A 22582-nucleotide genomic window follows, 5' to 3' on the forward strand; every position below is an offset into this window, starting at 1 on the left:
GGTTCACAGATCAGGGCGCGGGCGATGGCCACCCGCTGCTGTTCCCCACCCGACAGTTCGGCCGGAAAGCGGTCGGCGGCACTGGCGGGCAGCGCCACCTTGGCCAGGGTCGCCGCCACGCGCGCCGCCGCCTGCCGCCGGTCCAGGGGGAAGAAATGCCGGGCCACCGCGCCCAGGATATCCCCCACCTTCTGACGCGGGTTCAGGGCGCGGGACGGGTTCTGGAAGATATACTGGATACGCCGCCGCTGCGCGGCATCGCGCAGGCCGCCGCGCAAGGATTGTTCCACCCCATCCAGCCGCAAGCTGCCGCCGATATCGTCCCCCAGCCCCATGATGGCGCGGGCCAGCGTGGTCTTTCCCGACCCCGACGCCCCGACCAGGGCCGTGCATTCACCGGCATGAAGATCAAGATCCACACCCGACAGCACCACCTGCCCGCCATAGCGGGCCGTGGCACCGCGCACCGACAGCAGCGGCGCCCGGTCATCGCTTGCGGATGCGGTACCGGACTGTTCGACGGCGACGGCCAATGGACCGGACACGGGGTGATGGCAGGCCACCCCATGGCCCCGCCCCTGTTCCTGCCATACCGACCTGTCCAGGCAGCGGCCGGTGGAGACCGCGCAGCGGGAACGGAAGGGGCACCCCTCCCCCCGTGCAGACGGGGCGGCGGCGTGGCCGGGCACGGCGATCAGATGGCGCCTCACCGCCACATCGGGCATGGCCGCCAGCAGGCCGCGCGTATAGGGATGGCGCGGTTGGGCGAACAGCGTGTTGCTGGCCGCCGCCTCCACCACCCGACCGGCATACAGCACGATCAGACGGTCGACCAGATCGCGCACCACGGTCAGATCATGGGAAACATACAGCGCCGCCACCCCCTGCCGCCGGCAGAGATTGCGCACGGTTTCCAGCACCTGCGCCTTGGTGACCACATCCAGGGCGGTGGTCGGCTCGTCCAGCACCACCAGGCGCGGGCGCAGCAGGAAGGCCAGGGCCAGCAGGACGCGCTGCTGCTGACCGCCGGAAAGCTGATGCGGGAAACGCTGGCGGAAGACGGGATCGGTGGGCAGGCCGACATCGGCCATCACGGCGGCAATACGCTCCGCCCGCCCATCCGCCTTCAGGGCGGGCGCATGCACATCCAGCAATTCCTCCAGATGCGCGCCGATCCGCAGCATGGGGTTGAGGGCGGCACCGGGGTCCTGCGGCACATGCGCCACCCTGGCCCCCCGCAGGTCGCGCAGGGCGACGGGGTCGGCGGACAGGATGTCCAGATCATCCAGCCGCACAAGGCCACCGCTAATCACCGCCCCCTTGCGGGTATGGCCCAGCAGGGCGGCGGCGATGGTGCTCTTGCCCGACCCGCTTTCCCCCACCAGCCCCACAATCTCCCCAGGGCGCAGGGTGAAGCTGATATCGCTGACGATATCGGCGCCACCGCCGGCCAGACTGACCCGCAGCCCCTCCACCCGCAGCAGCGGCGCGGGTTCAGGCACGATGGCGAATTCGGCGGCGAATTCGACGGCGAATTCAGCCGGCATGGCCGTTCCCCCTGGTCTGTGTACCGATACGGGCATTCAGGCGGGACACGCCCTCGGCCACCAGATTGGCGCCCAGCGCGAACAGGCCGATCAGGACCACGGGCGCCAGGGCAGCCCAGGGATGCAGCACCAGTCCCGCCCGGTTCTCATTGATCATCAGGCCCCGATCGGCGGCGGGCGGCGCAACGCCGTAGCCCAGTAAACTGAGCCCCGCTAGCATCGAAATGGCCCAGGTCAGCATGATGCCGAAATGCACCAGCAGCGGCGTGGCGATGTTGGGCAGGATTTCCCGGAACAGGATGCGCGGCGCCGGATAGCCCAGCAGACGCGCCGCCTCCACAAATTCCAGCTTCGCCACGCCCATCGTGACGCCACGCGCCAGCCGCACCACGCCCGGCACAAAGGCGATGGCCACCGTTAGCACGATCAATCCCGGCTCCCGGCCCAGCATGGACACGACCAGCAGCACCAGGATCAGGTCGGGAAAGGCCAGCAGCACATCAGTGCCCCAGACAATCGCCTGATCCGTGCGCCGGCCCGCGAACCCGGCCAGGATGCCGATGGCGGCGCCCACCAGCAGGGCGGCCAGCGCCGAGGCCAAACTCATCCACAGCACGGTCCAGCCGCCATGCAGCAGACGCGACACCACATCGCGGCCCAGATAATCATAGCCCAGCCATGCTGCCCCCGATGGCGGCGCATAGGGCTGGCCGACCAGCGCATCCTGCGCATGCGGGGCCAGGACGGGACCGGCCAGGGCGAACAGCAGAACGCCCAGCAGCAGCGCCAGGCCCAGGCGCAGTTGTCGTTCGCGCGGCAGGGCGGGCAGCGTAAAACTCATGTCCCACCCCCGCTCAGCTTCCAGGCGGCGCGCGACCCGGGCTTCAATGTCGGCCTTGCCGCCGTGCGCAGGCGCGGGGTCAGCAACACCGTGACGATATCGGCCAGCAGATTGACCAGAACGACCAGTCCCGCCTGCAGCAGGGTGATGGCCTGGATGACGGGGATGTCCCGCATCTCGATGGCGGAATTGAGCGCACTGCCCAGACCGGGATAGGAGAAGACCACCTCCACGATCACCGCCCCGCCCAGCAGGACACGCGCCGTCATGGCGATGCCCTGTACCGTGGGCACCAGGGCGTTGGGCACGGCATGCCGCCACAGCAGACGGCGTTCAGACAGTCCGCGCAGCCGGGCGGCGGCCACATAATCGGCCTCCAGCACCTCGATCACGCCCGCCCGTACCAGCCGCACCAGGAAGGGCAGGATGGACAGGACCAGCGTCACCGTGGGCAGCACGAGATAGGCGGGCTGTGCCAACGGTGACCGCGACGGGTCCAGCAGCGACACGGCCGGCAGCACGGGCAGGATATTGGTGGCGAAGATCAGGATCAGGCCGATGGCCAGGATGAAACCGGGCAGCGCCTTGAACAGGATCAGCCCCGCCATGGCGACCCTGTCCAGCCTTCCATCCCGCCGTACGGCCAGGGCCACCCCCAGCAGCAGCGACAGCGGAATGGTGACCGCCAGCACCAGCAGCATCAGGACCAGCGAATTGCCGAACCGGTCGCGCACGATGCTGACCGCTTCCACGTCGCTGTCCAGCGAGCGGCCGAAATCGAACCGCAAGGCATCGCCCAGCCAATGGGCGTACTGAACCGGCAGGGGCCGGTCCAGCCCCAATTGCCCGCGCAGCACCGCCACCGCCTGTTCCGTCGCCTCCGGTCCCAGGATCACGCGGGCCGGGTCGGACGGCAGGGCCTGGGTGGCGGCAAAGACGATGATGGTGATGGCGAACACCGTCGCCACCCCGACCAGCAGCCGGCGCAGAAGCCAGGGCAACCAGGACGGGACCGTCAGGGCGACGCGGCCCTCCAGGTCCTCCCCGATCAGCAGGCCACGGCGGGTGAAAGGCTGGCTTGTCATGCGACCAGGGCCTCCTTGGCGCCGGCCGCCGCCTTGGGTCTGGCCTGCACCTCTCCCGTGGGCTGTTTCACCCGTAGCGACGCGATGTCGAACCCATGGTCAAGGTCCAGCAGCGGGAACAGCAGGTCGGCCACCCTTTGCGCCTCCCCCACCAGCGGGAAGCCGGACAGGATGAAGGCATCGGTCCCCTGGTCGGCATATTCGCGCAGGCGGGCGGCCACATTCTGGGCACTGCCGACCAGCGTCGTGCCGGATGCGGGGCCCAGTATGTCGAAGCCGAACCAGGCCGGGCCCACCCAGACATTGGGATAGATTTCCAGATCACGGGCGCTGGGCAGCCGCCCCGCACGCAGCGTTTCAAGGTTGCGCTGCACCTGTGGATCGTCGCTGACATAGGTCTCAAATGTCTGGCCCGGTGGCAGACGCTGTTCCACCGACCGGCGGGCATGGGCGACAGACGAGCGTTGCAGCAGCCATTCGGCGTGCGCCCAGGCCTCCTCCTCCGTCTCCCGCACGATGATCTGCAGACGGGTGCCGTATTGCAGGGTCCGCCCGATCTTCAAAGCTTCCGCGCCGACACGCCGGAACTTGTCACCCAGCTTGGGCGGGGTGTTGGCGAAGGACAGATAGACATCCAGCAGCTTGACCGAATGCGCCACACCGGGGTCCGATGTGCCGGCACCCCAGAGCGGCACACCCGCCGGCTGATAGGGGCCGGCCCAGACACTCATGGGGGCGGCCCCTTCCGGGCGGGGCGACAGTTTCACGAACTGCCCGTCATAGCCGCTGCGGTCCCCCGCATAGGCGCGGCGGAACGCGTCCCAATATTCGAAGCTGAACTGATAACGCTCGTCATGGGGATAATGCACGCCCAGCGCCGCCAGACCCGCATCATTGCCGTTCACGACATTGAACAGCAGACGGCCGTTGGAGAAATGGTCGAAGGTCTGCGCATATTTGGCCAGAACGGCGGGCGACACCTCGCCCGGATGCTGGGCCACCAGGAATTTCATCCGCTCCGTGGCCGGGATCAGGGCGGCGGCCACCGCCAGGCTCTCATAGGCGCTGGTGCCCAGCAGCGCACCATAGAAGCCCAGCCGGTCGATGGTGACGGCCAGTTGCTGGAGATGGTCCAGGCCCGTGTGCCACCGCCCCTCCGGCTGCCACGGATAGGGGCCATCGGGGGCGGTCAGGTACCAGAGCAGCTTGATCGGTCGGGTCATGGATCGGGTTCCGTCGATGGGGCAAGCCCCTGAACGTGTATTATCACGCAAGGATCATGCCAATTTCACACATGATGAAATGGTAATGCAGCGCAACGATTGGACAGATCATCTGTGTTGAACTGTTGCTTTACGCGCAGGGACCGCGCACGGGACTGTTGAAATCCGTGCAGCCCGGCCCCGTCCTGTCCAACGCCGATCACACCCACAGCTTGTCGAAGCGCCAGGTGGGGAAATGGGAGTTTTCCGCCTCCGCCCCGCCCACCCGGTCGGAAATGCCGTCAAGGGTGTTGGAGAAGCCCCAGATGATCATCCCGCCCCTTTCATGCTGGATGCGCTGTGCGGCATGGACCAGCGCCTTGCGCTTTTCCAGGTCGGGCTGGGCCAGGGCCGCTGTAAACAGGCGCGCGAATTCGGGATCGCGGAAATGGGTCTTGTTGCCGGCCGATGTGGGGGCGTCGGTGTGCAGACCCGTGGGTATCCAGGACAGGCCCAGCATGCCGCTGCCCATGGCCCCGCCGCTGGAAAAACCCCAATCCAGCCGCTGTGGGCCGGTGAAGGTGGGATTGTCCACCTTGCGCACGGTGATTTCCACGCCCGCCTTCTTGGCCTGCTCCGCAAAGACCAGGGCCGCACTGGCCGCCGCCGGGCTGGCCACCAGTTCCACCTTCAGGACACCGTGCCCCGCCTCGTCCAGCAGACGTCTGGCAGCGGCGGGGTCATAGGTACGCTGCGGGATGGAACGGTCAAAGGTCGGGTCGTGGGGGGAATAGAGGTCGTTGGCAATCCGCCCCTGGCCCAGCAGGGCGCGGTCGACCAGATCCTGACGGTCGACAAGCAAGCGGAAGGCCTGGCGCACACGCACATCGTCGAACGGGGCGACCGATGTATTCATGTCAAACGATTGCCAGCCATTGGTCTGCGACACCAGAACCCGTGCACCGCTGCCCGGCTTGATCAGGCCCACCTGCTCGGGCAGCAGGGCATTGGCCAGATCAATCTGTCCGGACAGCAGTGCCGCGATGCGGCTGGTCTGGTCCTTGAACTCGATGATCTCCAACTCGTCGGCATAGGGCTTGCCGTCCTTGAAGTAATTCTCGAACCGGGTGAACAGTGCCCGCTGACCCGGCACATAATCGCCCGGATTCTTCAGCTTGTACGGCCCGGCACCGACCGGGTTGGTGACAGGGTGGTAATCCGCCGGCACGATGCCGCCGAAATTGGTCCAGGTGTCGGGCAGCGCGATGAAGCCCTGGCCGTCACGCACCGGGATGCGCACAGTCCGGCCGTCCAGCCGCTGCAGATTGTCCCGGTCGATCTGGTTGACCAGGGACCCGTAGGGAGAGGCCAGTTGCGGATCGGTCAGGCGGCGGATGGAAAAGATCACGTCATCGGCCGTGATGCTTTTGCCATTGTGGAATTCCAGGCCGGGTTTCAGACGGATGGTCCAGAGGGTGGCGTCGTCATTCACCTCCGCAAACTCGGCCAGGGCCAGATCCGGCGTCATCACCGGCGACCATTCCCACAGCTTGGCATAAAGGGCGAAGCCCCGGATGGTGCTGCCCAGGCCTACGGGCTTGTGCGCGTCCAGATTGCCCGACCGGTCGCCGTCGACGATACCCAGACGCAGGCGCCCGCCCCGGCGCGGCACCAGACCCGGTCCCGTGGCCTTGTCCTGCGACGGGCCGCAGCCCGTCAGGGCCAGCAAGCCGCCCGCACCGGCGGCGGCCAGCAGATGGCGGCGTGAAAGCTCGATCATCGTCCCTGCCCTCCGCTCAACGACCGCCGCCGGCCCGCAGGCCCAGGCGGGGAATGTCGAAACCATGGTCGATATCCAGCAGCGGGAAGACCAGATCGGCGAAACGCTGCGCCTCGCTGATCAACGGGAAGCCGGACAGGATGAAGGCCCCGCATCCTTGTGCTTCATACTCACGCAGGCGGGTCGCCACATTCTCCGCGCTGCCCACCAGGGCGGTACCGGCCAGCGGCGACAGGATGTTGAAGCCGAACAGCGATGGCCCCACCCAGACATTGGGGTAGATCTCCAGGTCCTTCGCACGCGGCAGCTTGCCCTGGCGGACAAGGTTCAGATTGTGCTGAACCCGTGGATCGGGGCTGACAAAGCTGTCGATGCTCTGTCCGCGCGGCAACTGCATCTCGATCGACTGCCGGGCATAGTCGATATGGGTGTGATCCAGCAGCCATTGCGCGTATTCCCAGGCCTCTTCCTCCGTCTCGCGCACGATGATCTGCAGGCGGGTGCCGTAATTCAGGGTACGGCCGACCTTTGCCGCCTCCGCCGCCACACCCCGGAACTTGTCGCCCAGCCTGGGCGGGGTGTCGGCAAAGCTGAGATAGGTGTCCAACAGCTTCACCGAATGCGCCACACCGGCGGGGGACGTGCCGGCACCCCACAGCGGCACGCCATCGGGCTGCACCGCCTTCAACGGTGCCTCCCGCACCCCGCGCCGGCCAAGCCCATATTCCGGCGGGGCCGGGGCCAGCTTCACATATTTGCCGGCATAGCCGTCGCGCTGCCCCTTATAGAAGCGCTGGAACGCATCCCAATATTCGAAGCTGAAATCATACCGCTCGTCATGTTCGTAATTGACGCCGAACACGGGCAGCACCGTGTCATTGCCATTCACGACATTATAGGCCATGCGCCCGCCGGAGAACCGGTCCTGGGTCAGCGCGATCTGCGCCAGCTTCACAGGGGATAGCAGCCCCGGATGGATGGCGGCCAGGAAGCGCATGCGCTTCGTCACCCCGATCATGGCGGATGAAACCGTCAGCACCTCATCCCCAAGACCAGTGCCAAGCAAGGCCCCGTAATAGCCCAGCCTGTCGATGGTGACCGCCAGTTGCTGCATATGCCGGAAATCAGTGTTCCAGCGCCCCTGCGGTTCCCAGGGAAACGGGCCGTCGGGGGCCGTAAGGTACCAGAGGATCTTGACCGCCATGATGGAGGCTCCCTTGAGAGTTCATACCAGCGGCATGGCTGATACCGCTGGAGGCCGGCGACCGCCGGTCCGGCGCCCATGCGCCGTCAGCCAAGCCGCCGGATGGCGGCGCCCGGCGTTGAGGGCACCCGCTGTTATCAGAAGCGTACGGTGAAGGTGGCCTGGAACGACCGTGGCTGCAGGGGCTGGAGGAATTCACCGCCCGTCAGCGCATTCAGGAAATTGTGCTGGTTGGTCAGGTTGATGACCCGGACCGCGACGTCATAGTCCGGCTGGCGGTAGGAAAGCGTCAGGTTCGCCTGATACCCGTCCGGCACCTCCACGCTCTGGCTCAGGTTCGTGTAGAACTTGCCCGTGTACCAAAGGGCCAGTTCCGCCCCCAGGCCGTTTTCCAGCCGGTAATCGACAAAGCCGTTCAGCGAGTATTCGGGCACGCCCGGCAAGCCGTAGCGTCCGCCGGTGCGGCCGATCAGGCGGTTGCTGTCACCGAACACGGTGGCGTTGTCGGCCACGAAACCGAAGGGGGAGAAGCCGGCCGGAATAATGAAGGTGTTGACCGCGTCCAGCTTGGTGAAGTTCAGCCCGCCCGACAGATTGGACGAATGCTGGTACCGCACCGACGCCTCGATACCCTTGATGCGCACCCGCGCCATATTGCCATTGGTGTCGGGCGACAGGTCGCGATACTGCACAAAGCCGGAGGCGGATGTGGCCAGCTTGCCGGGGATCGCGTCCCACTTCACCCCACCCTCATACAGTTCCGACAGGCTCTTGAAGGCCAGCGGGTTCAGCTTGTTGCCCGCACCCCAGGTCAGGAAGCTGCCGAACACCCCCGTATTGACGGCCTTGGACCGGTCATAGGTGGCATAGATCGTCGTCTCCGGCACCGGCTTCACGAACAGGCTGGCCTGATAGCTGGGCAGGGTATAGCTGTCCTTGTCGCTATATTGCGCGGCCGCCGTGCGATAGACGGGGTTCTGGATGAAGGCGTCGATGCGGGTGACGTTCACGCCCAGGTTAAGGCCCACGACATCGGCGAAGCGGAAATTCTGCTGGGTGAAGGCACTATATTGCCGGATATAGCCGCTGGAGGTATAGACCGCCCCCGCCGGCGGGAACCCGCCCGGTTCGGCATAGAAGCCACCCTCGACCGGTACCATCACGGGCAGGTTCAGATAGCCGAAATAGGGCGAAAGCTGGGGCACGCCGGGCGTGCCGATCCACGACCCCGAACCCTCCCCGGTCTGGCGCAGACCATAGAGAGAGGCCGGGGTGATGTTGGACGGGTCCAGCGTCAGGTCATAGGGATTGTAGTTGAAATTATTGTTGGCCGACAAAGCCTTGTAATTCAGGTTGCGGAAGGCGGCGCCGCTGTTGTTCTGCAATTCCACGGGCACGCCGAACAGGCTGAAATCGAACTTGCCACGTGCTTCCAGGCGCTGGTCGATCAGGCTGCTGCGGTTGCGATAGATGAAGGAACCGACACTGTCATTGGTGTTCACCGAATGCTGGAAGTAGGTGGATGACAGGAAGTTCCAGTTCTCCGACGCATCGAACCCGACCTGAAGCTGCGCGATCTCACGCGTGGCGGTGTTCTTGTCCTCCGCCCGACCGGAGCCGGTGGAACCGTCGATCTTGGTCAGGCCATTGCCGGGGATCGTGGGGTCATAGACCCAGCCGACAATGGTCCCCGCCGCGCCGGCCGTGGCGTTGGGCAGCGCGCCCAGGATGGTGGGGCCGGCAATATACTGCGCCTGGGCATTGCGGGTGCGCACCTGATAGCCGACGGGAGCCGATGTCGGGTTGGATGAGGTGAAGACGGGCGAGATGATGCGCCCGTCGGTCAGGCGGATCAGCGGGGTTGCGCGGCCGCCATAATAGCTGCCGAAATTGTCCACCAGTTCCTGCGTCGGCCGGTTCCAGCCGCGCGTGACGTTGAAATCATAATAATCGTCATAAGACGCATTGAAATCGACCGTCACCCGGTCCGTCGGGCGCCAGGCCAGCGCACCATAGGCGCTGTTATAATTGTTCTCGACATTGTCGTAATAGGTACCGCCGCGCTTGCCCTTCAGGCTGACGCGATAGGCCAGTTCCTCGGAAATCGGGCCGCCCGTGTCGGCGGTCAGGCTGAAATCGGAAAAGCTCTCATTCGTGCCCGGCACCCAGGTGCCCAACTCGCCGCTGACAAAGCTGCGCTGCCGGTCGAAGAAGGGCTTCTTGGTTTCGTAATTGACATAGCCGCCCGTGGCGTTGGACGGGCCGAACACCACCGATGACGGGCCGGCCACGATGTCCGCCGCCTCGAACGCGTTCAGGTTCAGCGGATGGTCGTTGCCTTCCTTGTAGATGCGCTGGCCATTCTGGAACACCTCTGACGCCAGACCGCGCAAGGTGGGGGCGGCACTGTTGCCCTGGCCGCCGCCACGGGTGATGCCGGGGGCATATTTCACGTAATCGTCCGTGCTGCGGATCGGGTCGCGCAGCAACTGTTCGGCCGACACTTCGGAGACGACACGCGGTGTATCCAGCACGCTGGCCTCGATCCCATAGATCGACCGGGGCGGGCGTTCGGGCAGGACCGAAGACTTTAGGCGCTCCCCCGTCACGACGACGGCATCCTCGGCGAGCAGGCTGGCGGTCTGGGTCGGCGGCTCCTGTGCGACGGCCGGAAACAGACCGGCCAGCAGGCTGCCGCCGAGCAGGGCGTTGCGGAAGGAATTGGGATGAAAATTCATAATATTGAGGCCCCTTTTTTGCGCCCCCTGTCGCGCGGCAACAGGGAGGCGTTCGCCGCCGGGCATGGCCCAGGGCGTGATTGGATTGGATGGTGATGGCCCGGCATTGCCAGATGCAGGGCCTTGTGGGATCAGGTGGGTTGCAGGAAGCGGCTGCGCGCCTCCGGTGCCACCGGGAAATCGATGGGCGCTACGTCGTTCAACGCATGGTCGCCGATGGCATGAAGGCGCCAGCGTATGGGATCATGCGTCGTATGGGCCCGCGCATTGCGCCAGAACCGGTCCAGATTGAACTTCTCCTGCACGGCACTGGCACCCAGCAGATCGAACAGGCCGCTTCCGACCTTCAGCGACGCCTGGTCCGACGCCACCCGGGCATGCGCCACGGCCAGAATGGCGTCGGTCGTCAGCGCCTCGTCCGCCGGGTCGGCCAGGGCGCGGTCATACAGATCCGCCGCATTGCGCAGCAGGATTTCCGCGGCGTAGACGGCAGATGTGAACTCCCCGATCTGCTTGATGACATGGGGTTCCCGGGTGATGTGATCGACGCCGCTTTCGATCCAGGCGCGGGAATGGTGGCGCAGATAATCGATGGCGGCATCCAGGGCGCTGCGTGCGATGCCCGTATCGATGGCGGCATGCAAAATCTGCGGCCGGGTCAGAACGGCCCGGTTCGCACCCCGGCTGCGCTGCGGCGCGTGATGGGGGGGAACGTAGACATCCTCAAAAATGACCGTCCCGCTCATGGTCGTGCGCTGACCGAAGGCCCGCCAGTCATCCAGCACCGTGACGCCCGGCGCATCCCGTTCCACAACGGCGAAGGCAGGCACCCCGTCGGGCGACACACAGCCGACCGACAGCCAGTCCGCCAGATAGGACCCCGTGGAATAGAATTTCCGCCCGTTCAGCAGGAAGCCGCCACCGGGCTTCGGGGCCAGCGTTGTCTTCAGGGCAAGCTTGTTCTTGCCCCCCACCTCCGCCAGGGCGTTGGCGAAGCGCTGCCCGTCCAGGATGCGCGGCGCGAAATAGTCCCGCGTCTCGGCCAGCGGTGCATTCACCAGCCCCGCGATCATCACATTATGCAGTTGCAGCACCTGACCGATGCTGCCATCCGCATGGCTGATGATGCGCACGGTTTCCACGATGGTCCGGATCGATGCGCCGATACCGCCCAGGTCACGCGGCACCGCGATGGCCGGAACACCGCTGGCGAACAGGATATCCAACTGTTCACGCGGCAGGTCGCCTTCGCGTGCCTTGTCCCGCGTGATGGGCCGGATACGATCGGCCACTTCCTGTGCGGCGGCAATCGCGGCGGCCTCATCGGTCAGGCGGGTGGCGGGTTTCCTGTCGGTCATGGCGGGCGCCTTCAATTATTGCCGCGCGCTTCCAGGCCAACGACCAGCGGTAGCGGCTGCTGATCATTGGCACCGGTGGCGGCGGCGGCGCGCTGGCGGAACCGGGGCAGCACATGCTCGCCCAGCCGGTAAATCTCCTCCAGATGCGGATAGCCATTGATGAAGAACCAGGACAGGCCCAAGGCCGCGAACTGGCGAATCTTGGCCTCCACCGCGTCATAGGACCCGACAAAGGCGAAGCCCGGTGGAATGCCGACATAACCGAAGCCGCCCCACAGGTTCGGCTCGATGAACAGATCCTCGAACCCGTTCACCTCCTTGTTGTTGTAGCGCTTGTAACGGGCCTTGTTGGCGTCCGACAATTGTTCGGAACGCTGGGCCGTGGCCTGCACGGTTCCGGCCTTCACCCCCTCGTCGAAGAAACGCTTGGCCTCACGGAACGCCTCCTCATCCGTTTCGCGGACGATGACATCCACGGACAGGCCGAAACGGATTTCGTCCGTGCGGCCATATTCGCGGGCCAGGGCCTTCACCTCGGCGATGTGGCCGGCGACGATGGCGGGGTCTTCGGCCAGCAGCAGATAATAATCCGCGTGGCGCGCGGCCAGCCGCTTGGCGGCGGGCGAGGTGCCGGCCGAGCAGATGACCGGAATGGGAGAGCGTTTCAGCGGACCGCGCAGGCCCAGCCCGTTGGCCTGATAATACCTGCCCTGGTAATGGAAACTCTCCTGCGCCCAGAAGCCCTTGACCACGTCCAGGAACTCGATGGCCCGATCATACCGGTCATCATGGGCCAGCGGATCACCCAGCGCGCGCTGCACCGTGTCCGACCCGCCCTGAATGATGTTCCAGACCAGACGCCCGCCGCTGGCGCGCTGAAAACTGGCAGCCATCTGCGTGGCTTGCCAGGGGCTGAAATGGAACGGGTGGAAGGCGTCGACGAAACGCAGCCGCTTGGTCTCCCGCGCCAGGATGGCCGAGGTGATCCACGGCTCATCCCCGAAGGGCGCATTGACCAGCAAGGCGCCGCTGAACCCGTTCAGCTCCGCCGCGCGCGCCACCTGGGACAGGTAATCGATATAGGTGAAATCATCCCCGACCCGGAAGTGGGAGACGGCACCCGTGCTGTCCGCCGGTGACCGGTTCCAGTCGCCCCGGTTCCGGTTGTCGCCCGGAATGTACTGCGTCTCCCCATGCAGGGGCAGCCGGGAAAAGAACTCAATCGCCATGTTAAATCCCCATGTTTTTAATGGGAATTAAGCAACAAGCGTGCCACATCATGGTGTGTAATGCTTACGCTTTTATGCAGGCACCGATGTTGATGATTTCCAAACAGCAATCTGTTGAAATTTCAGCATCCTGCACAGATTTGCGCAGAGGGAGCTTCACGCGGACATCCGCGTCTGGGCCAACCCGCCACGGCGTTCGTCCCGTCGGGCACAGGTGACAGGCTTTGCTTTCCCATTGCAAGTTCCGCAAAAAAGCATATGTTCTTCTTTTGTTCTATGGACGATGCCCATGTTCGAACGGAAAAACCAGGCTGCCAAGGGTCGCGGGGCCGTCAGCAACAATGATTCCCGTTTTGAAATCGAGAAGCGGGTTCTTGTCGATGATGGCTGGAGTGACGGGACAGAGCTTCCGGAGCCGATCCGAACACAGATCAATGTGGATACCGCGCGCAGCATCATCAGCCGAAACGAATCGCCCGACGTCCCCTTCAGCCAATCAGTGAATCCGTTTCGCGGATGCGAGCATGGGTGTGTTTATTGTTTTGCCCGCCCCACCCACGCCTATCTCGGCCTGTCTCCGGGACTGGACTTCGAGACCAAACTGTTTGCCAAGCGCGATGGTGCCGCGTTATTGGCCAAACAGCTCCGCGCGAAGAATTATGTTTGCGAGCCGCTGGCCCTTGGCGCCAACACCGACCCCTATCAGCCGATCGAGCGGACCGAACGGATCACACGGGCCATCCTGGAAGTCTGTCGCGATTTTAACCAGCCGGTGGGGATCATCACCAAGTCGGCCCTGGTGACGCGCGACATCGATATACTGGCCCCCATGGCCGCCGACGGGATTGCCAGGGTTGCCATTTCCATCACCACACTGGACCGCGACCTTGCCCGCAGGATGGAACCGCGCGCCAGTACGCCAGGCAAAAGGCTGGAGGCGGTGCGGGCGCTCACCATGGCGGGGATACCCGTCTCCGTCCTGGCCAGCCCGATGATCCCGGCCCTCAACGACCATGAGTTGGAAGATATCCTGGAGGCGGCGCAGGCGGCCGGCGCCGAGGGGGCCAGCTATATTCTGCTGCGCCTGCCGCTTGAGATCGGGCCGCTGTTCGAGGAATGGCTGCATGAACATTATCCCGACCGGGCCGGCCGGGTACTGTCTCTGATCCGGCAGACACGCGACGGTGCCCTTTACCGGTCCGCGTTCGGTTCACGCATGAAGGGAACCGGCCCCTATGCCGATCTGTTGCGGCAGCGGTTCCAGCTCAGCATCCGGAAATTGGGGCTGAACAAACGCAGTTGGGAAATGGATTGCAGCAAGTTTCGCGTCCCCCCATCATCCGGAGACCAGTTACGCCTGTTCTGACGACGGCAGGTCTCAGGATGGCTCGCAAAAGGTTGGGTGGATTGCAGCCGGCCAATCCCCGGCTTCCAAGACCTGCAACTGGCGAAAGCCGGTTTCCGTCAACCTGACGATCATCCGGTTTGCGTCCAGATCGATCTGATGACGCGGGACTGCGCGCAGACTTTCACCGCCGCCGCCCGGATCGTTTGTGGCAACCACCACGTAGCTGACGATACCGGAGACGCATTCGATCAGTGCCTCCACGGCCTTGCCCAGGGAGACACCGTTGACATCCTGAACGGGAGTGCCCGCGATACCGCCCGCTGTCAGCAGGGTCGGGTCCGCAGAGCGGCGGCTGGCCCGGATCGCGGACCTGGCGCCATCCTCATAGGCTGTTTGGCGCCCCAGCCACCGCCAGATACCCACCATGTTGACGGCTGTCAGAAACAGATTGGTCAACAGCAGATCATTCTGGTCAGAGGCGAAGCCGATCCATGTCCAGCAGACGGAGCCGACCGCGAACACGACAAAGCCCCAGCCCGTGACACGGGCACCAAGATTGGAAGCAGTCATCATGGCGGCGATCATGGTGCCTGCCGGCGCGATCACCCGGGCAATGGATTCAAGATCCACCGGTCCCCCCGATCCCGGTCAGCAAGCGGCTTCCACCGTCGCCCCCCGGATGGACCGGTAGCTCGGGCGTCCCTTGCCACCCCGGCCCATCGCACGGGTCCGGGTAGCTTCGGGCTTTGTACAGCCTGCGGTTTTCAGGACGGTGACAATTTCAGAGACGGAGCTTTCCAGGATTTCAGCAACCTCACGATTGGAAAACCCTTCCATCAGGATCAGCAACAAGATCTGCCGGGCACGTGCCTGGGCGGGATCTTCGCGGGTGAAAAGATTGGCATAGAGCCGGGTATAAAGCTTGAAAAGGCTGGTCTTGGCGCTGGAGGCGGCCGGCAGCACGGCGGCGTCCAAGGCCAGGATGTCCGCCATCGCCGCCATATAGGCGTCGGCGGATTCCCGACTGCCCGTCATCGCCTCGGCATGACGGCGCAAGGACGGCAAATGGGCTTTCATGACGCCGACGTCGGAACGCAGGTGCTGGAAGGGGTTCATGAGTGCAGTGCGCATGTTCCGTACTTCCCTGTGATCGGTTGAGCGCGGGCAGTGCAACCCGCCGACCCCCATCAGGACGGAAAATGACGGAAACGACAAGGAAACTTCCTGACTACGGCGTCCTTAGCCCTATCGGAATATTACCGATAGGCCGGCGTGCCTTTGGCGATAGAAAGGCGGATTGCCGGCGTTTACGCCAATACCTCAGGCCGATCCCGTTTGAAGGAACCAGACATTGGCGGCCGGCCGGCAGGTGCTGCAGCCCCGCACCATCACGCCGGGGCGTAATCACCGGCAAAGGCCCTCGCGCGTTCCAGCAGGCCCGTGCGCTTCCATTGCAGGTCGAGCGCACCGGGTGTGTAGACTTGTGCCCCGCCGATCTGGGCGGCGATGGCCTGCAGCCGGGCGCTTTCCTCGATCAGCAGGATAAGCTGCGCGGTCCTGAGGATGCCCTTGCCCCAGAAATTCGCCCCACCATTGCTTTCCAGCAGAGCCGGCGGCGGGGCCAGTTCGGGATGCTTGTCCAGCCGTTCCCGCACCACATCCAGGACAGTGCGCGTCCGTTCCAGATGGTTGGGGATTTCGCGCGCCAGCAGGTGGCGTTGGGCAGCAACATAAAGGATTGGAAACGGCTTGTGCGCCAACGACCAGGCGGCCAGATGCGGCGTGTGCGCATGGATCAGCGTATCGCTGTCCAACCGCTCCTCCGACAGGATATGGTCCTTATGGTCGGAGAATTTGGAGATGCTGATCTTCACCTCCTTGTCGCGTGTCCAGGGCGACGGGAACCGTACCGACAGCAGTGTGTCATGACCCGGAATGCGGTGGGCGATATTGAAGATCAGGCTGGCGGTCAGCGTGCCGCTCTCCTTCAGGAACTCGAACGCGAAGGTGGCGTCGGTCTTGGCCTGGGCCACATATTCGGACAGTTCGACATCAGTCAGGGCATTGGTCATTTCAATCTCCTTTCGCAGGGATGACGTAGGGGGACCCGATCAGAAACGGGCGGTGACGGTGGCCAGGACGCTGCGCGGCTTGCCGTAAAGCTGCGAGCTGTAGCCGCTGGTCACGGGCAGGGCGTGGTTCTTGTAGACCTTGTCGGTCAGGTTATTGACCGACAGGTCGAAGGACAGCGTGTCCTCGTCATTGACCGACCAGCCGACATGGGCGTTGAACAGGGCGAAAGCCTTCTGGTTCAACAGCGGGTCAGGTGCCGTGATCTGCGAGGCGATGGTCGGGTAGAAGAAATAGCGCGACCGCCAATTGCCATCGACACCATATGTCAGCGCGCCGCCACCGGGCAGGCCATGGGTATAGCTGGCGATGAAGCTGGCCGTGTATTTGGAGGTGCGCGGCGTCCGCGCACCCAGGATCGTGGCCGTCTGACCGAAATCCTCGGTATATTCGCTGTCCAGGATGCCGGCGGAACCCGACAGTTGGAAGCCCGGAAACGGCACCGAATTGAAACGCAGCTCAATCCCCTTGATCTCCGCCGCGCCGGCATTACGGAACAGAACCGTGGCATTGTTGGGCAGCGGATCGATCTGTGTCGGCACATTCACGACCAGATTCTTATAGTCGTAGTAGAAACCGGTCAGGTCAACGGACAGACGCTTGTCGAAGAAATTGCTTTTCAGACCCAGTTCATAGCTGTCGATCTTTTCCGGGTTCAGCACATAGATCTGGTTGACGCGCAGGCTGGCGGGCCGGGCGCCCGTCGCGGCCAGCGGCAGGGTCAGCGTGCCCTGGCTGGTGGCAGGGATCAGCACATTACCCGTGGTCGTGTACCCGCCCGGCAGCACGCCATGGGCGAAGCGGAAATAGGTGCGGAACTGGTCATCGAACACATATTCGGGCGTGACGTCATAGGTCCAGGAACTGGTCTTCTGCGTCGCCCGCTCCGCAAAGATCAGATCGCGGGGGAGATAGCTGGTGTAATTGACCTGCGGCAGGTTGGCGATGAAGGTCGCCTGGGTGCCCGCGATGTTGGCGGCGCTGTAGTCCCAATCGAAACTGCTGGTTTCCCGCGACCAGCGCACACCACCCGACAGCTTCAGCGCGTCCGTGAAGCTGTAACCGATATTGCCGAACCCGGCGACATTCTTGGTTTCCTGGCGATAGGTGCTGTCGGTGAATTGCGGTCCCGCCCCCCAGGCATTGCCGGTGGAGGTGGCCGATCCCGGATTGCCGCGCACGTAATAGGCCTGGACGGTCCGGTTATCCAACACGCCCTTGAAGGCATAAAGCCCGCCCAGCCAGGTCAGCGGCCCGTCATCGGTGGAGGTGACCCGCAATTCCTCGCTGATCTGCCAGCTATCATAGTCGGTATCCGCCAGGCTGAACGGAACGCCGTTATTGTAAAAGGGACTGGTGGACGGAATCGGGGCGGCACCCGTCTCCACCTTCTGCTTGTTATCTTCATAGGCGGTGATGGAGGTGATGGAGAAACCCTGGCCATCCCAGACGATCTTGGCATTCGTGCCGCGCGCCTTCAGGGTTTCCGGCGAGGTGTCGGCCCAATGCGTCTCATCCTCCTGCCCCACCACATAACCGGTGGGATAGACCGAACGCCAGGCGGGCGTGGTGGCCGTGGTGAAGGTGGACGGCGCATAACGGTAGCCCTGCTGCGTGCCGGAAAAGTCGCGGCCATGGGCATTCAGTTGGATCGACAGATCTTCCGTCGGCTTGAACAGCACTTGCACGCGGCCGGCCACATCGCGGCCGCCCGGATGGTGACCGCCGGTGAAGCTGTTCTTCTGCCAGCCATCCCAGTCATTATAATAGAAGGCGGCACGGGCCGCGACCTTGTCCCCCACCACGGGACCACCGACAGCACCTTCCAACTGCTTCTCATTGAAGCTGCCAAGGCCCAGCTTGGCATAGCCGTCCTTGTTGAAGCCGGGCGCCTTGGAGACATAATTGACGGCGCCGGAATTGGAATTCTTGCCCCACAGCGTGCCCTGCGGCCCGTTCAGAACCTCTACACGCTCCAGGTCGAACAGCGGATAACCCTGATTGGCAATGTCGGCGATATAGACGTCGTCGTAATAGATGCCCAGCGGGTTGACGGTATTGTTGCCGGTATTGTTGGTGCCGATGCCGCGCACGAACCAGCGGGCGCGTGACGGCCCGTGCGGCTGAAGCGCCTGGGCGTTCGGCACAAACTGCAACACATCGTTGGTGGTCTTGATCTGTTCGGCCTTCAACAGATCGTCACCGGTCAGCACCGACAGGGCCAGGGGCACATCGGACGCCTTTTGACCACGGCGCTGGGCATAGACGATGATGTCCTCGATGATGCCGGCTTCCGCGACTTCCGTGGCATCGGCCACCTGCTGGGCGTCGGCCCGCTGTTCCTGGGCAAAGGCAGTGGCGGGAATGGCCACCAGGGCGAGGGCGCTGACAGTGTGCAGAAGACGGCGGGAACGGGTCATTTCTTCATCCTTGGGAATTCGTTCGCGAAGGGCGCACCCGTCCCGGCGGCGCCACGATGGCGGCGCTCCTTTGCCCTGGCGGGTGCGGTCGATCTGGGTTTGTTTGCGGGGAACCGTGGCGGCGCGCGTGATCGGCGCCGGCAATCAACGGGTCCCTATCGACAGGTCTGCAAAGCCATTGTGGCGATGGCGTTCATCACATCCACCCTCTATCGGAAGCCACCGCCCCATTGGCGGCACCGGCTTACACCAAGAGCCATGGATCATGGCTCTTGGTGTGTGCACTTGCCCTCAGCGCCGGGCGCCGCCAGTCGGCGGCCTCCAAGGGTCATGGACCATGACCCTTGTTACACTATCCCGTCACCTCAGGATGACAGATGCATGTCTAATATATTAGATAACGCGCCGCAATAGCATCTTCGTGGAAATCTTGAAAAATTTTACAGAAACAACATTTTTTATGTGTTGATATTGCCGACAACATATTGTCACCCGGCCGGACGCCACGTGGCAGACAGGCATGGAACGCCATAGGGGTAACACTTGGTAACGGCCCTGTCGTCTGTTATAATGGACATCATTCGTACATTATATTTGCAATGTGTCTGTTATCTTGTCATTCTCTCCATCGACACCGCCAAGGCCGAATTGGTGAGCTGCGGCGGTATCCGATGGAGATGGATGATGGTTGAGTTTCACTGGCGCCTGCCCACGCATGGCGACCGCGCCGATGTTTCCTTGGCCCATGACACGCGTGGCGACTGGGGTCCGCTGAAGGCGGGCAATCAGGCGCCCGGTCTGGCGCAGGGTGAACCGGACGGCATCCCCTATCACGATCATCTGCTGGAAATTGCCCGCGCCGCCGAACTGGCTGGCTTCGATGGCGGGCTGGTCCCGTCCTTTCCCAACACCGACGATCCCTGGGTGATCAGCGCGGCCATCGCGCGGCGGACCAGGGCATTCAAATTCATGATCGCGTTCCAGCCGGCCTGGATCGACCCGGCCTATGCGGCCAAGGCAGCGGCCAGCCTGCAGCGCCTGTCGGGCGGGCGGCTGAATTTCAACATCATCACCGGCGGCGGCGGCCCTGCCCAGCTCTGGTGGGGTGACCGCATCGCCCATGATGACCGCTACGCCCGCACCACCGAATTCCTGGACGTGTTCAAGGGCCTGTGGGACGGTAAGCCCTTCAGCTACCAGGGCAAGTTCTTCCAGCTCGACAATGCGCAACTGCCGGCCCCGCTGGCGGGTCAGGCCTTCCCCAGCCTCTATTTCGCCGGGTCGTCCAACGCGGCGCTGGAGGCACAGGGCAAGCATGCCGATTTTAACCTGACCCATATGGAGCCGCTGGAAAGCCTGCGCATCAAGTTCGACCGGGTGCGCGAACTGGCCTCCAAGGAAGGACGCAAGGTAAAACCCGCCGTGCGCTTCAACATCCTGGCGCGCGAGACGGAAGAGGAGGCCTGGGACGAGGTGCGCCGCGCCTGGGCCAACGTTGATTGGGACGAGCGCGACCGGCAATTGAAGGCGCGCGGCCGGGGCGATGGCATCGGTTCCCCGCTGCCGCCGCACCTGATCCCCTCGCGCGACAAGGACCCCAGGGATTTGCAGATCGACGGCTTCTTCTCCGGCCTGGGTGTGCTGGGCGGCCAGGGCACGCCGCTGGGCGTGGTTGGTTCCTACGAAACGGCGGCCGAACGCATCGACACGCTGATCAATCTGGGGGTCGAAGGTTTCATCCTGGCCGGCAGCCCGCATCTGGAGGAAGCCTACCGCATCGGCGAGGAAGTGATCCCCTTGGTCCGTGGCCGCAAGGCACAGTACGCCGCGGCAGCGGAATAACAACCGCCTTGGTGGCGCGGATCAGCGCAAGCGTGATCCGCGCTACGTCTTCAAGACATGGACATATTATGGCGACCACCAAATCCTTCCTGGCCGCCTCGCCCCTGCTGCGCCTGCTCGCCATTTACCGCGAGATGCCGTTCCGCTTCACCGCCACCGCCGTCCTTTACGCCATCGTCAACGGCTCCCTGGCCTGGCAGCAATGGCTGATTGGCCATGCCGTGGATGAGGTGCGCAATGGACAGGTGGTGGTGCGTGCGGCGGATGGCGGCCTGGATGCCGACCGCGCCTGGTTCTGGCTGGCGGCCCTGATCGGCCTAGCCGGCGCGCGTGCCATTGTGCAGTACGGGGCGGGCGTGTTGGCCCTGATCATCGGCCAGGAACTGCTGACCATCATCCGTGAACGCATCCTGGCACAGGTGCAGCGGCTGGATCTGACCTACCACTGGCGCCACGGCATCGGCGAACTGATCACCCGCACCACGCGCGACAGCGACAAGGTGCGTGACGCGCTTGTCGGCTTCTGGCGGCAGGTGGTGGAGATGGGCATGGTCGTGGTGGCCTCCATCGCCATCCTGTTCTGGTACGCGCCCAGCCTGGGCATCGTGCCGCTGCTGGCCATGCTGACCGGCCTGACCGTGTTGATGCGACAGACCGACCGGCTGGTGACACTGGATCGCGCCGTGGGCGAAGCCTATGACGCGGTGAACCAGGACCTGTCAGAAGGCATCAATGGCGTGCGCGTGGTCAAGGCCTTCGGGCTGGAGGCTGTGCGCATCGACCGGTTTCAGCATCAGGTGACCCGTTTCACCGATGCCGCCCGCGATGCGCTGGCCTATGCCACCCGCAACATCCCCGTGCCACAGACCATCGTCGCCCTCTCCCATGTCTGGGTGCTCGGGTATGGTGCGCTGCTGGTAGGGGCGGACCAGTTGACGGTGGGCGGTCTGGTGGCGGCCCTGCTGGCGGCCAACACCCTGGTGCTGCGGGTGGAAAGCATCGGTACCATCATCCAGACCTTTGCCGATGCCCGCGCATCGGCCGCCCGCATCTGGGACCTGCTGGATGAGGAGCCGGCAATCCGGTCCGGCGACCGGCTGTTGGCCCCCGGCCCGCTGGGTCTGCGCGCAGAGCGGGTCCGGCTGGCGGCCCCCGGCGGCGGCCGCGACATCCTGCACGACCTGTCCTTTCAGGCCGCACCGGGGGAGATCGTGGCCATTGTCGGCAATACCGGATCGGGCAAAAGCGCACTTCTGTCCCTGCTGCCGCGTCTGGCCGATATTGATGGCGGGTCGATCCTGGTCGGCACCGACACACGCGGCTGGACCGATATCCGCGCCCTGGATACCGGCTCGCTGCGCCGTCAGGTGCATGTCGTGCCGCAGGAAAGTTTCCTGTTCTCCGACACGCTGGCCGCCAACCTGCGCTTTGCCCGGCCCAAGGCAACCGAGGATGAGTTGCGCCATGCGCTGGCGCTGGCGGCCGGTGACGAGATCCTTGACCATCTTCCCGACGGGTTCGACACGAAACTGGGCGACCGGGGCGCGACCCTGTCGGGCGGACAGCGGCAACGGCTATGCCTGGCCCGCGCCCTGCTGTCGGGTGCCGCCATCCTGGCCCTGGATGACGCCACCAGCGCGCTGGACGCCGCCACAGAACGCCGGGTGCTGGAGAATATCAGGGGCCTGCGGGACCGGGGTTCACCCGTCACGCTGCTGATCGTGTCCTCCAAACTGTCGACCATCCTGATGGCAGACCGTGTGCTGCTGCTGTCCGGCGGGCGCATCGCGGCCAGCGGCACCCATGCCGTTCTGGCGCAATCCAGTGAAGCCTACCGTGACCTGATGGGGATCTGACG

At 64.3% G+C, this 22582-nt stretch carries 16 protein-coding genes; 3 read left to right on the forward strand and 13 right to left on the reverse strand.

Annotated elements, in window-relative coordinates; genetic code table 11:
• The 9 genes from KBA48_RS10460 to KBA48_RS10500 form a co-directional block, all read right to left on the reverse strand.
• A partial coding sequence (locus KBA48_RS10460; RefSeq protein WP_292905963.1) for an ABC transporter ATP-binding protein occupies window positions 1-1547 on the reverse strand: 1547 nt, incomplete at its 3' end.
• Window positions 1537-2388, reverse strand: a complete 852-nt coding sequence (locus KBA48_RS10465; RefSeq protein ID WP_292905965.1) for an ABC transporter permease — start codon at window positions 2386-2388, stop codon at window positions 1537-1539. The genes KBA48_RS10460 and KBA48_RS10465, both read right to left, overlap by 11 nt.
• On the reverse strand, window positions 2385-3473 hold the full coding sequence (locus KBA48_RS10470; RefSeq protein ID WP_292905967.1) for an ABC transporter permease: 1089 nt from the start codon (window positions 3471-3473) through the stop codon (window positions 2385-2387). The genes KBA48_RS10465 and KBA48_RS10470 overlap by 4 nt, the downstream gene beginning before the upstream one ends.
• Complete coding sequence (locus KBA48_RS10475) at window positions 3470-4696, reverse strand: LLM class flavin-dependent oxidoreductase (protein ID WP_292905969.1); 1227 nt, start codon at window positions 4694-4696, stop codon at window positions 3470-3472. The genes KBA48_RS10470 and KBA48_RS10475 overlap by 4 nt, the downstream gene beginning before the upstream one ends.
• 199 nt (window positions 4697-4895) lie before the next feature.
• Window positions 4896-6455: an ABC transporter substrate-binding protein gene (locus KBA48_RS10480; RefSeq protein ID WP_292905971.1), complete on the reverse strand. Its 1560-nt coding sequence runs from the start codon at window positions 6453-6455 to the stop codon at window positions 4896-4898.
• Between the two features lie 16 nt (window positions 6456-6471).
• Window positions 6472-7659 carry an LLM class flavin-dependent oxidoreductase gene (locus KBA48_RS10485; protein ID WP_292905973.1) on the reverse strand — a complete coding sequence of 396 codons (1188 nt, stop codon included), beginning with the start codon at window positions 7657-7659 and terminating at the stop codon, window positions 6472-6474.
• Between the two features lie 137 nt (window positions 7660-7796).
• Window positions 7797-10397 (reverse strand): TonB-dependent siderophore receptor, encoded by a 2601-nt coding sequence (locus KBA48_RS10490; protein WP_292905975.1) that lies wholly within the window; start codon window positions 10395-10397, stop codon window positions 7797-7799.
• A 131-nt stretch (window positions 10398-10528) separates the two neighbouring features.
• Complete coding sequence (locus KBA48_RS10495; protein WP_292905977.1) at window positions 10529-11755, reverse strand: acyl-CoA dehydrogenase family protein; 1227 nt, start codon at window positions 11753-11755, stop codon at window positions 10529-10531.
• A gap of 11 nt (window positions 11756-11766) precedes the next feature.
• Entirely contained in the window at window positions 11767-12984 is a 1218-nt protein-coding gene (locus tag KBA48_RS10500; RefSeq protein ID WP_292905979.1) for an LLM class flavin-dependent oxidoreductase, read from the reverse strand.
• Between the two features lie 289 nt (window positions 12985-13273).
• Here KBA48_RS10500 and KBA48_RS10505 point away from each other — a divergent pair, with 289 nt between their 5' ends.
• A complete protein-coding gene (locus KBA48_RS10505) occupies window positions 13274-14350 on the forward strand; it encodes a PA0069 family radical SAM protein (RefSeq protein WP_292905981.1) in 1077 nt (358 codons plus the stop codon).
• A 12-nt stretch (window positions 14351-14362) separates the two neighbouring features.
• On the opposite strand, the gene KBA48_RS10510 is transcribed toward KBA48_RS10505, so the two are convergent.
• The 4 genes from KBA48_RS10510 to KBA48_RS10525 all read right to left on the reverse strand — a co-directional run bounded on the left by KBA48_RS10510 (window position 14363) and on the right by KBA48_RS10525 (window position 18882).
• Window positions 14363-14917 (reverse strand): PRC-barrel domain-containing protein, encoded by a 555-nt coding sequence (locus tag KBA48_RS10510; protein WP_292905983.1) that lies wholly within the window; start codon window positions 14915-14917, stop codon window positions 14363-14365.
• A gap of 63 nt (window positions 14918-14980) precedes the next feature.
• On the reverse strand, window positions 14981-15547 hold the full coding sequence (locus KBA48_RS10515; RefSeq protein ID WP_292905985.1) for a hypothetical protein: 567 nt from the start codon (window positions 15545-15547) through the stop codon (window positions 14981-14983).
• A gap of 173 nt (window positions 15548-15720) precedes the next feature.
• Window positions 15721-16404 (reverse strand): class II aldolase/adducin family protein, encoded by a 684-nt coding sequence (locus KBA48_RS10520; protein ID WP_292905987.1) that lies wholly within the window; start codon window positions 16402-16404, stop codon window positions 15721-15723.
• A gap of 39 nt (window positions 16405-16443) precedes the next feature.
• Entirely contained in the window at window positions 16444-18882 is a 2439-nt protein-coding gene (locus tag KBA48_RS10525; RefSeq protein WP_292905989.1) for a TonB-dependent receptor, read from the reverse strand.
• Between the two features lie 681 nt (window positions 18883-19563).
• Here KBA48_RS10525 and KBA48_RS10530 point away from each other — a divergent pair.
• Window positions 19564-20724: an LLM class flavin-dependent oxidoreductase gene (locus KBA48_RS10530; protein WP_292905991.1), complete on the forward strand. Its 1161-nt coding sequence runs from the start codon at window positions 19564-19566 to the stop codon at window positions 20722-20724.
• A gap of 68 nt (window positions 20725-20792) precedes the next feature.
• Complete coding sequence (locus tag KBA48_RS10535; RefSeq protein ID WP_292905993.1) at window positions 20793-22580, forward strand: ABC transporter ATP-binding protein; 1788 nt, start codon at window positions 20793-20795, stop codon at window positions 22578-22580.
• Window positions 22581-22582: the final 2 nt, after the last annotated feature.

Source organism: Niveispirillum sp., assembly GCF_017996735.1.
GTDB lineage: Bacteria > Pseudomonadota > Alphaproteobacteria > Azospirillales > Azospirillaceae > Niveispirillum.